This is a genomic window from Pseudomonas lini, from assembly GCF_001042905.1.
Classification (GTDB): Bacteria; Pseudomonadota; Gammaproteobacteria; order Pseudomonadales; family Pseudomonadaceae; genus Aquipseudomonas; species Aquipseudomonas lini.
On record NZ_JYLB01000009.1, the window covers coordinates 284,350 to 294,614 of the forward strand.

General features: G+C 60.9%; 14 protein-coding genes. 5 read left to right on the forward strand and 9 right to left on the reverse strand.

The window, feature by feature from the left end; all coding sequences use genetic code 11:
- Positions 1-64 precede the first annotated feature (64 nt).
- From TU81_RS24530 to cysG, 4 genes are read left to right on the forward strand one after another with little or no spacing between them, the layout of a single operon-like run.
- Positions 65-1,387, forward strand: coding sequence for a replication-associated recombination protein A (locus TU81_RS24530; protein WP_038982565.1), 1,323 nt, complete (start codon positions 65-67; stop codon positions 1,385-1,387).
- The gene (gene crcB, locus TU81_RS24535; RefSeq protein ID WP_038982566.1) at positions 1,387-1,761 is read left to right on the forward strand and encodes a fluoride efflux transporter CrcB; all 375 of its coding nucleotides are present in this window, start codon (positions 1,387-1,389) and stop codon (positions 1,759-1,761) included. Before TU81_RS24530 ends, crcB begins: the two co-directional genes overlap by 1 nt.
- Positions 1,762-1,776: 15 nt before the next feature.
- Positions 1,777-3,057 (forward strand): serine--tRNA ligase, encoded by a 1,281-nt coding sequence (gene serS, locus TU81_RS24540; RefSeq protein ID WP_048396935.1) that lies wholly within the window; start codon positions 1,777-1,779, stop codon positions 3,055-3,057.
- A complete protein-coding gene (gene cysG, locus TU81_RS24545) occupies positions 3,058-4,452 on the forward strand; it encodes a siroheme synthase CysG (protein WP_038982568.1) in 1,395 nt (464 codons plus the stop codon).
- 113 nt (positions 4,453-4,565) lie between these two features.
- On the opposite strand, the gene TU81_RS24550 is transcribed toward cysG, so the two are convergent.
- The 9 genes from TU81_RS24550 to TU81_RS24590 form a co-directional block, all read right to left on the reverse strand.
- Positions 4,566-5,573, reverse strand: coding sequence for a glutathione S-transferase family protein (locus TU81_RS24550; protein WP_038982569.1), 1,008 nt, complete (start codon positions 5,571-5,573; stop codon positions 4,566-4,568).
- Between the two features lie 90 nt (positions 5,574-5,663).
- A complete protein-coding gene (locus TU81_RS24555) occupies positions 5,664-6,665 on the reverse strand; it encodes a glycosyl transferase family protein (RefSeq protein WP_048396940.1) in 1,002 nt (333 codons plus the stop codon).
- Positions 6,662-6,997, reverse strand: coding sequence for a TusE/DsrC/DsvC family sulfur relay protein (locus TU81_RS24560; protein ID WP_048396941.1), 336 nt, complete (start codon positions 6,995-6,997; stop codon positions 6,662-6,664). Before TU81_RS24560 ends, TU81_RS24555 begins: the two co-directional genes overlap by 4 nt.
- Entirely contained in the window at positions 6,994-7,287 is a 294-nt protein-coding gene (gene tusB, locus TU81_RS24565; RefSeq protein ID WP_048396942.1) for a sulfurtransferase complex subunit TusB, read from the reverse strand. The genes TU81_RS24560 and tusB overlap by 4 nt, the downstream gene beginning before the upstream one ends.
- Positions 7,287-7,649: a sulfurtransferase complex subunit TusC gene (tusC, locus tag TU81_RS24570; protein WP_038982573.1), complete on the reverse strand. Its 363-nt coding sequence runs from the start codon at positions 7,647-7,649 to the stop codon at positions 7,287-7,289. Before tusC ends, tusB begins: the two co-directional genes overlap by 1 nt.
- Position 7,650: 1 nt before the next feature.
- Complete coding sequence (gene tusD, locus TU81_RS24575; RefSeq protein ID WP_048396957.1) at positions 7,651-8,043, reverse strand: sulfurtransferase complex subunit TusD; 393 nt, start codon at positions 8,041-8,043, stop codon at positions 7,651-7,653.
- A 196-nt stretch (positions 8,044-8,239) separates the two neighbouring features.
- Entirely contained in the window at positions 8,240-8,944 is a 705-nt protein-coding gene (locus TU81_RS24580) for a YoaK family protein (protein WP_048396943.1), read from the reverse strand.
- Between the two features lie 25 nt (positions 8,945-8,969).
- Entirely contained in the window at positions 8,970-9,299 is a 330-nt protein-coding gene (locus TU81_RS24585) for a DUF6388 family protein (protein WP_038982575.1), read from the reverse strand.
- A gap of 2 nt (positions 9,300-9,301) precedes the next feature.
- Entirely contained in the window at positions 9,302-9,556 is a 255-nt protein-coding gene (locus TU81_RS24590; protein ID WP_008008546.1) for a hypothetical protein, read from the reverse strand.
- 162 nt (positions 9,557-9,718) lie between these two features.
- Between TU81_RS24590 and TU81_RS24595 the strand changes: the two genes are divergently transcribed.
- Positions 9,719-10,069, forward strand: coding sequence for a hypothetical protein (locus tag TU81_RS24595; protein WP_038982576.1), 351 nt, complete (start codon positions 9,719-9,721; stop codon positions 10,067-10,069).
- Positions 10,070-10,265: the final 196 nt, after the last annotated feature.

Below are 10,265 nucleotides of genomic sequence, written 5' to 3' on the forward strand. Positions count from 1 at the left end.
GGAACTGCGCTGTTCAATCCTTGACTGATCGGCATCAGGACCCAGTGAGGTTTCATAAGTAGTGATGGACCTGTTTCGCAGCGCCCCGATTGCTCAGCCCTTGGCCGCCCGTTTGCGTGCGGCCAATCTGGATGAGTACGTCGGTCAGGAACACCTGCTCGCTCGCGGCAAGCCTTTGCGCGAAGCGCTGGAGCAGGGTGCTCTGCATTCGATGATTTTCTGGGGCCCGCCGGGGGTGGGTAAAACCACGTTGGCGCGGCTGCTCGCGGAAGTCTCTGATGCGCACTTCGAAACGGTTTCGGCGGTACTGGCCGGCGTAAAGGAAATCCGCCAGGCGGTGGAAGTCGCCAAGCAACAGGCCGGGCAGTACGGTAAACGCACCATCCTGTTTGTCGATGAAGTGCACCGCTTCAACAAGTCCCAGCAGGATGCGTTCCTGCCGTACGTTGAAGACGGCACGCTGATTTTCATCGGCGCGACCACCGAAAACCCCTCGTTCGAACTCAATAACGCGCTCCTGTCCCGGGCGCGTGTCTATGTGCTCAAAAGCCTCGACGAAGCGGCCCTGCGCAAGCTGGTGCATCGCGCATTGACCGAAGAGCGTGGGCTGGGCAAGCGGCAACTGACTCTCAGCGATGAAGGTTTCCAGATGCTGTTGTCCGCCGCCGATGGCGATGGCCGGCGTCTGCTAAATCTGCTGGAAAACGCCTCGGACCTGGCCGAAGACAACAGCGAAATCGGCGTCGACCTGCTGCAAAGTCTGCTCGGCGATACCCGTCGGCGCTTCGACAAGGGCGGCGAAGCCTTCTACGACCAGATCTCCGCGCTGCATAAGTCGGTGCGTGGCTCCAATCCCGATGGCGCGTTGTATTGGTTTGCGCGGATGATCGACGGCGGTTGCGACCCGCTGTACCTGGCCCGACGCGTGGTGCGCATGGCCAGCGAAGACATCGGTAATGCCGACCCTCGCGCTCTCAGCCTGTGCCTGGCGGCGTGGGAGGTGCAGGAGCGCCTCGGCAGCCCCGAAGGGGAATTGGCGGTGGCCCAGGCCATTACCTATCTGGCCTGCGCGCCGAAAAGCAATGCGGTGTACATGGGCTTCAAAGCCGCGATGCGCAGCGCCACGGAACACGGTTCGCTCGAAGTGCCGCTGCACTTGCGCAACGCGCCGACCAAGTTGATGAAGCAATTGGGCTATGGTGACGAATACCGTTATGCCCACGATGAACCGGATGCCTACGCCGCTGGCGAAGACTACTTCCCGGACGAGCTCGAACCACAACGGTTCTATCAACCCGTGCCCCGCGGCCTGGAGCTGAAAATCGGCGAAAAGCTTAACCACCTCGCGCAGCTTGATCGCCTAAGCCCCCGACAGCGGAGAAAATAGTGATTCCATTGATCGTTGCCGTTTCTGTCGGCGGTGTCGCCGGTACGCTATTGCGCTTCGCCACGGGTAACTGGATCAACGCGAATTGGCCGCGGCACTTCTATACCGCGACGCTGGCCGTTAATATCGTGGGCTGTTTGCTGATCGGCGTTCTATACGGTCTGTTTTTGCTGCGCCCGGAAGTACCGATCGAGGTGCGCGCCGGGTTGATGGTCGGCTTCCTCGGGGGCCTGACGACTTTTTCATCCTTTTCACTGGATACGGTGCGCCTGCTGGAAACCGGGCAAGTGCCGCTGGCCCTGGGCTATGCGGCCATCAGCGTATTCGGCGGGCTGCTCGCCACCTGGGCTGGCCTGTCCTTGACCAAACTTTGATAACGAGAAACCGACATGCTCGATTCCAAACTGTTACGTAGCAACCTTCAGGACGTAGCGGACCGCCTGGCATCCCGTGGCTACACGCTGGATGTTGCGCGCATCGAAGCGCTGGAAGAACAGCGCAAGACCGTCCAGACCCGTACCGAGGCACTGCAGGCTGAACGTAACGCGCGCTCCAAGTCCATCGGTCAGGCCAAGCAGCGCGGCGAAGACATCGCGCCGTTGATGGCGGACGTCGAGCGCATGGCGGGTGAGTTGAGCGCCGGTAAAGTCGAGCTGGACGCAATCCAGACCGAGCTGGATTCGATCCTGCTGGGCATCCCGAACCTGCCGCACGAATCGGTGCCGGTCGGCGATGACGAAGTAGGCAACGTTGAAGTGCGCCGCTGGGGCACGCCTAAGGCCTTCGATTTCCCGGTTCAGGACCACGTGGCCCTGGGCGAGAAGTTCGGCTGGCTGGACTTCGAAACCGCCGCCAAGCTGTCCGGCGCCCGTTTCGCCCTGCTGCGCGGCCCGATCGCCCGTCTGCACCGTGCGCTGGCACAGTTCATGATCAATCTGCACATCAACGAACACGGTTACGAAGAGGCTTACACCCCGTACCTGGTGCAGGCGCCTGCATTGCAGGGCACCGGTCAGCTGCCGAAGTTCGAAGAAGACCTGTTCAAGATCAGCCGCGAAGGCGAAGCCGATCTGTACCTGATTCCGACCGCTGAAGTGTCGCTGACCAACATCGTCGCTGGCGAAATCGTCGATTCGAAACTGCTACCGATCAAGTTCGTGGCGCACACGCCGTGCTTCCGCAGCGAGGCCGGTGCATCGGGTCGCGACACTCGCGGCATGATCCGTCAGCACCAGTTCGACAAGGTCGAGATGGTCCAGATCGTTGAGCCATCGACTTCGATGGACGCGCTGGAAGGCCTGACTGCCAACGCCGAGAAAGTCCTGCAACTGCTGGAGCTGCCATACCGCACCCTGGCGCTGTGCACGGGCGACATGGGTTTCAGCGCGGTCAAGACCTACGACCTGGAAGTGTGGATTCCGAGCCAGGACAAATACCGCGAGATTTCGTCGTGCTCCAACTGCGGCGATTTCCAGGCCCGTCGCATGCAAGCGCGTTTCCGCAACCCGGAAACCGGCAAGCCTGAACTGGTTCACACCCTGAACGGTTCCGGCCTGGCGGTCGGTCGTACCCTGGTGGCGGTACTTGAGAACTACCAGCAGGCCGACGGTTCGATCCGTGTGCCTGAGGTGCTCAAGCCGTACATGGGTGGCCTTGAGGTCATCGGCTAAATGGACTATCTGCCGCTGTTTCATAACCTTCGCGGCAGTCGTGTATTGGTCGTCGGCGGAGGGGAGATTGCCTTGCGCAAATCCCGCCTGCTGGCCGAAGCCGGTGCGCTGCTGCGGGTGGTCGCGCCTGAAATCGAACCGCAACTGCGCGAGCTAGTGGTCGGCAGCGGTGGCGAGTGCCTGTTGCGTGGCTACGCCGAAACGGACTTGGACGGTTGCGGGCTGATCATCGCCGCCACCGACGACGAACCGTTGAACGCGCAAGTCTCCGCCGATGCCCATCGGCGTTGCGTGCCGGTCAACGTGGTGGACGCGCCGGCCCTGTGCAGCGTGATTTTTCCGGCGATCGTCGACCGTTCTCCGTTGATCGTCGCGGTGTCCAGCGGCGGCGATGCACCGGTGCTGGCGCGGTTGATCCGCGCCAAACTGGAAACCTGGATTCCCTCCACCTACGGTCAACTGGCCGGCCTGGCGGCGCGTTTCCGCCATCAGGTCAAAGGACTGTTTCCGGATGTGCAGCAGCGTCGGGCGTTCTGGGAAGATGTGTTCCAGGGCCCGATTGCCGACCGGCAATTGGCCGGGCAGGGCGCCGAGGCCGAGCGCTTGATGCTGGCGAAAATCAATGGCGAAGCACCTGTCGCGACCGGCGAAGTTTATCTGGTGGGCGCCGGGCCGGGTGACCCCGACCTGTTGACCTTCCGCGCCTTGCGTCTGATGCAGCAAGCCGACGTGGTGCTGTATGACCGTCTGGTGGCGCCAGCGATTCTGGATTTGTGCCGTCGCGATGCCGAGCGGGTCTACGTTGGCAAGCGCCGCTCTGATCACGCCGTGCCTCAAGAGCAGATCAACCAGCATCTGGTGGATCTGGCCAAGGCCGGCAAGCGCGTGGTGCGCTTGAAGGGCGGCGATCCGTTTATCTTCGGGCGCGGCGGTGAAGAGATCGAAGAACTGGCGGCTCATGGCATTCCGTTCCAGGTGGTGCCGGGCATTACCGCCGCCAGCGGTTGCGCGGCGTATGCCGGGATTCCGCTGACTCACCGCGATTACGCGCAGTCGGTGCGGTTCGTCACCGGGCACCTCAAGGACGGCTCCACCGATTTGCCGTGGGCCGACCTGGTCGCGCCGGCGCAGACCCTGGTGTTTTACATGGGGTTGGTGGGCCTGCCGATCATCTGCGAGCAGTTGATCAAGCACGGTCGCGCGGCCGATACCCCTGCGGCGTTGATCCAGCAGGGCACCACGGTCAATCAGCGGGTGTTTACCGGCACCCTGGCCGACCTTCCACGGCTGGTGGCGGAGCATGAAGTGCATGCGCCGACGCTGGTGATCGTCGGGGAAGTGGTGCAATTGCGCGAGAAATTGGCGTGGTTTGAGGGGGCTCAGGCGCAGGTCTGAGGACCGCATCGCCCCCATTCGCGGGCAAGCCTCGCTCCTACAGGTGATCGCGTAACTCTGTAGGAGCGAGGCTTGCCCGCGAAGGGTCCCTCAAAATCGATACAAGGCTCAAATCAGGCGTTGTTATTGCGCCAAACCCCTTTCCCAATCAACCGCGCCCGATCATGAGCCGCAGTGAAGTCCTGCGCCGGCCCTTTAGGCACGATCCCGGTCGGATTGATGGTCTTGTGGCTGCCGTAGTAGTGGTTCTTGATGTGCTCAAAATCCACCGTCTCGGCTATCCCCGGCCACTGATAAATCTCCCGTAGCCAGTTCGACAGATTCGGATAATCGGCAATCCGTCGCAGGTTGCACTTGAAGTGCCCGAAGTACACCGCATCGAAGCGAATCATCGTAGTGAACAGCCGAATATCCGCTTCCGTCAGGTATTCACCCGTCAGGTACCGGTTCGCGCCCAGCAATTGCTCCAGTCGATCCAGCTCACCAAACAACTCATCGAACGCTTCTTCATAAGCCTGCTGCGACGTAGCAAACCCGGCGCGATAGACGCCGTTATTCACTGCCGGATAAATCCGCTCGTTCAGGGCGTCGATTTCGGCCCGCAATGGCGCCGGGTAGAAATCCAGGTCATTGCCGGTCAAGTCATCGAACGCACTGTTGAACATGCGGATGATCTCCGCCGATTCATTGTTGACGATGCGATTCTGTTGTTTATCCCAAAGCACCGGCACCGTGACACGGCCGGTGTAGTCGGCGGTATCGGTGGTGTAGCGCTGGTGCAAAAATCTCAGATCGCCAAGCTTGTCGCCGGTTGATCCAAGATGTTTATCAAAGGTCCAGCCGTTTTCCAGCATCAACCAACTGACCACCGACACATCGATCAGGTTTTCCAACCCTTTGAGCTTACGCAGGATCAGCGTGCGATGAGCCCACGGGCAGGCGAGGGATACGTAGAGGTGATAGCGACCAGCCTCGGCGGCAAAACCACCGACACCGGTCGGGCCTGGCTTACCGTCGGCGGTCAACCAGTTGCGACGTTGCGCCTGTTCACGCTGGAACGTGCCGTCCTTGCTGCTTTCGTACCACTGATCTTGCCAGCGTCCTTCGACTAACAAACCCATGTTCAAAACTCCTCAACCGATAAGCGTTGGAGAGGAGTCTATGCGCATAGGTTCGAACAAAAAGCGCAAAGGTTGGGCGTTTATGATCGGTTAAATCGATCGGTCCCTTGCATCCCAATACTGCTGGGCGGTTTCGAACGCTTGCTCGCGGGTTCGGCCGAGGCCGCGCAACGCCAGGGCCATGGTCGAGATCAACGCCATTTGCGGGTAGCTGTCGACCACGTCGCCACGCCACACCGCTTTCAAATGCTCTGGATCGAGCGTGGCCGGTTTGACGTGGCGTTGGGTCGACAGCTGTGGCCATTCTTCATCCCAGCTTTCGCCGCCAGTGGTGCCATACAGGTGACTGTCAGCATCGGGATTGATCTCGATTTCGCCGCCATCGCCCTTGATGACGATAGCGGTATCGCCCAGCAAACCGCTGGCATCGCGATGCACGGCCTGATAGCCGGGGTGGAAAATGCTTTGCAGACCGCAGCGAGCGGCCAACGGATTAAGAATTCGCGCCAGGGAATGGATCGGCGAGCGCAGGCCCAAGGTGTTGCGCAGGTCGATCATTCGCTGAAGTTGCGGGGCCCAGTCCACCAATGGCATGAACGCCAGGCCGCCCTGATCGAGCGCCGCGCCGACTTGCTGCCAGTTGCGGCACAGTGGAATGTTCAGCGTCTCGAGCAGTTGTTCGCTGTACAGCCGACCGGCCGTGTGCGCGCCGCCGCCATGCATGAAGATGCGCACGCCGTTCTGCGCCAGGCACTTGGCCGCCAGCAGGTACCACGGCAGGTGACGCTTCTTGCCCGCATACGTGGGCCAATCCAGATCGACCGCCAGCGCCGGTGGATTCAGGCGGTCACGCAAGGCTTCGGTGAACCCGGCCATTTCCTCGGCGCTTTCTTCCTTATGCCGCAACAGCATCAGGAACGCGCCGAGCTGGGTGTCCTCGACCTTGTCGTCGAACACCATGCCCATGGCCTCGCGGGCTTCCTCTCGGGTCAGGTCGCGGGCGCCGCGTTTGCCTTTACCAAGGATCCGCACGAACTGGGCGAACGGGTGCTCGGCGGGCGTTTCGAGGGTCAATGCTGGATAGTCGGTCATAAGCAATTCGTCGGTTTGGGCAGGCCCGCCAGTTTCGCGGCGAGTTTGGCAGGGGTGCCTTTGAACAGTCGGTTCAGGTGCAGGCTGTTGCCCTTGTCGGGGCCGAGTTTCAATGCGGTGTATTTGATCAGCGGGCGGGTCGCCGGGGACAGCTGGAATTCGTCGTAGAAACTGCGCAGCAGTTCGAGGATCTCCCAGTGTTCCGGGCTCAACTCGATGTCTTCGGCAGCGGCGAGGGCGGCGGCCACTTCGGCAGACCAGTCACTCAGTTCGACCAGGAAACCGTCCTTGTCCAGTTCAATGGCGCGGGCGCCGACCGTCAGGGATTTCATAGCCAGCTGTTGACCTTGTCGTAGTGAATCGACAGCTCGACGAAGGCCGGGTAATCGATGGCCTTGGCCCAATCCGGGACTTCCAGAGCCCGTGCTTGAGCATCTTCGGCCAGTACGAACAGTTTCGGCTGGCGGGCGTGCAGCGCGCTGAACGGTGCGGTGCCTGGCTGCAAGGCATAAGCCGCGTCACCACTCAGCAGCAGCGCATCGTCAGGGCCGATCACGCGCAGGCAACTGCTCAGGCGGTCGTCGCCGAAAGGGGAATGAGACAACACATGCAAAGTCGACATCAGAGGGTGATCACCTGGTCGTAACGGTCAATAAGGGCGGTGATTTCCTGGGCGGCCAACACCTGGGCTTCTTCAAGCGACAGACCTTTTGGGTCCAGACCACGGGCCGCGGCGCTTTCAGCGCACACGAACAGGTCTTCGACACCAAACATCGGCAAGGCTTGCAGGTTGGCGCTCAGGTCTTTCTGTTGCAACGCCTTGGCGTCCTGCTTCGCGGCGAGCTGGAACACGCCGTCATCGAGGAACAGCAGGCCGATCGGCAGATCGAAGGCACCGCCGGCCAGCACGATGTCCAGCGCTTCCCGTGCATTCGGCCCGGACCACGGCGCCTGACGGCTGATAATCAGCAAGGATTTAGCCATCTCACGCGCCTCCGAAACAGATCAAGCGGTCAGCGTCCTGCACCGCGTCATGCAACTGGCCGAGGCCGGACAATTCCCACGGCGCACCCACCGCTACCGCTTCACGCTGATAGCGTTGGGCTTCTTCCTCGTTCAATACACCGCGGCGCAGGGCGGCGGCGATGCAGACCACGCCATCGAGTTGATGCTCGGTGACAAAGTTGCGCCATTGCTTGGGCAAATCCTGCTCATCCTGAGGCGTGACCACGCTGCCGGACGCGTTGTAGACGCCATCCTGATAGAAAAACAGCCGGACAATCTCATGCCCGCCGGCCAGCGCTGCTTGAGCAAACAGCAAGGCGCGGCGCGAGGAGGGCGCATGGGCGGCGGAAAACAGCGCAATGGCAAACTTCATGGCGGACTCGATCAGCAAAACTGCGGCCATGATAAAGCTTTATCGACGGGGCGGCGAAGGGCGTTTATTTGTAGACCGCCATCGCGGGCAAGCCCGCTCCCACAGGTTATGTAGCGAAGCTGTAATCTTTGGCATCACACAAGTCCTTGTGGGAGCGGGCTTGCCCGCGATGAGGCCCGAACAGTCAATACAAGATTCAGCGCGGCATATAACCCAACTGCCAACGCCGCGGAATCTTCAACGACAGCAACCCCAGCACGCCGGCCAGCAGCCCGCTGACAAACAGCGCCTTGAGCCCAAGATGATGTTCCAGCAAAGCCCCAATCACCGCACCGGCAAACATCCCGGCCCACGGGATCAGTTGCACCCGCCAGCCGTTGCGCCGCTCGCCAAGCATCCACCGCCCCAGCCCACGACCAAACCGCGACAACGCCCCGGTGACGTAGGTCAGCCCGACCGGCAGGCCGTTCACTTCTTCCACGGCGGCATTGAGCATGCCCATGGCGATGATCGCCGCCAGCAGCGCCGGCAATTGCGTTTCGTAGGGCCAGGCCGCAGCGCCGCAGAGCAGGGTGGCGATGCACAGCAGCAACGGTAACGCCCGTCGGCCACCGAGCCGGCTGACGACGATGCCCAAGGCGTTGCCGGCGACAAATGTGGCCACGAGGATTACCAGGCGCAGGGTCAACCCGAGGTCGCCATCGCTGATCGCCACGGCCAGGCGGGTGGTGTTACCGCTCATGAAGGACACGAAGTCGCCGCTGGCCATGAAGCCGATGGCATCGGTCATGCCGGCGAGCACCGACAAACTGGCGACCAGCGACAGGCCGATGCGCCCGCGCCATTTATGGGTATGCAAATGGCCCGGCGTGGCCCGGGTACTTGAAGGCGAAGGCAGCATCGAAAGCTTCCTTGAGCGGCGATGATTATTTGGTTAACCCATATAACTCGCAATACTCCAGCCAGTCCATGCCGGCCATCTCCGCGACTTCCTTGTGCACCTCCAGGCGTTGGGCCTGGTAATCCTCAGGCGTGGCGGCGGTCAGTTGCAGCGTCAGCTCCCAGGCAAACAAACCCAGACGCTCCGCCTCGGCTTCGAACGCTTCATGCAAGCGCTCGTCGCGGTACTGCGCCACTGTCACGCCCTTGGCCTGGGCCAACAGTGGATTCAGGTTGTCCAGTTCGATGCGCAGTTCAGGACGCTCATCGAGAAATTTTTTCAGCGCCTGCTCGTGTTGCTGTTCGGTTGCCGCCATGGTCACTCCTTAGAAGACTGCTTTTTGCTCGCCTTGGCGGCCGCGGCCAGACACTCCAGAGCAAACTGCTCGGGGTAGGTCATCTGGATCGGCGTGGTTTCGCCTTTGACGGTTCTTTCGCCATCGAGAATGTAGCGAATCCGCTTGTCGGTGACGCCAATTCGCTTGGCGATCCAGGACGGCGTCTGGCCGATCTGGCTGATCAGCTTGTCGGCGTATTCAGCGGTCGGTTTGTAGTATTCGGCGTTGGGTGTCATGACCTTTCCAGAAAAATGCGCCCGGAAAAATGGGCGATGCGGCGTTAATGGCGCGACAGGGTGCGCGAATCGTTGCGCGGTGTCGCGGTATAAATGAAGTAAAGCAGAACGATACGCCGCGCCGCGGTGATACAGTCCGCTTTTTCTTGATGAGCGAACGCAATGCGAATTCTGATGGTGGCGCTGGCCGCAACCTTGCTGGCGGGCTGCGCCGGATCGGCGATGAATGACGCCCGCACCAAAACCCCGTACAAAACCCTGACCTCGGACAAGCCGGAAAAAATCGTCGCCCAGTGCGTGCAATTTGCCTGGCAGGACGAAGCGGTGTTCGGCGTCGATGCGGGCGCGTATTTGCAGCCGGGCAAGAAGGGTGGCTCCACGGTGTATACCCGTTCGGCCGAGTCCTTCGTGGACGTGACCACCGATGCCTCGGGTACAGCGTTGAGCTACTACGCGCAGCATGACGATTTTGTCGCCAAGCGCCGATTGGCAGCGTTGGCTACCTGTTTGTAAGCAAGATCAAAAGATCGCAGCCTGCGGCAGCTCCTACATGGGATTGTGTTCACCCTGTAGGAGCTGCCGTGTTGTGGTCGAATGTTTTTAGACCATGATGTAGGAGCGTCGATCTAAGGAAGCATCATGGGTTATCGGGTTGTAACGTCAGAGGAAAAAGCAGAAGCCATTCGCTTGGTTGTGGAGATGCATTACT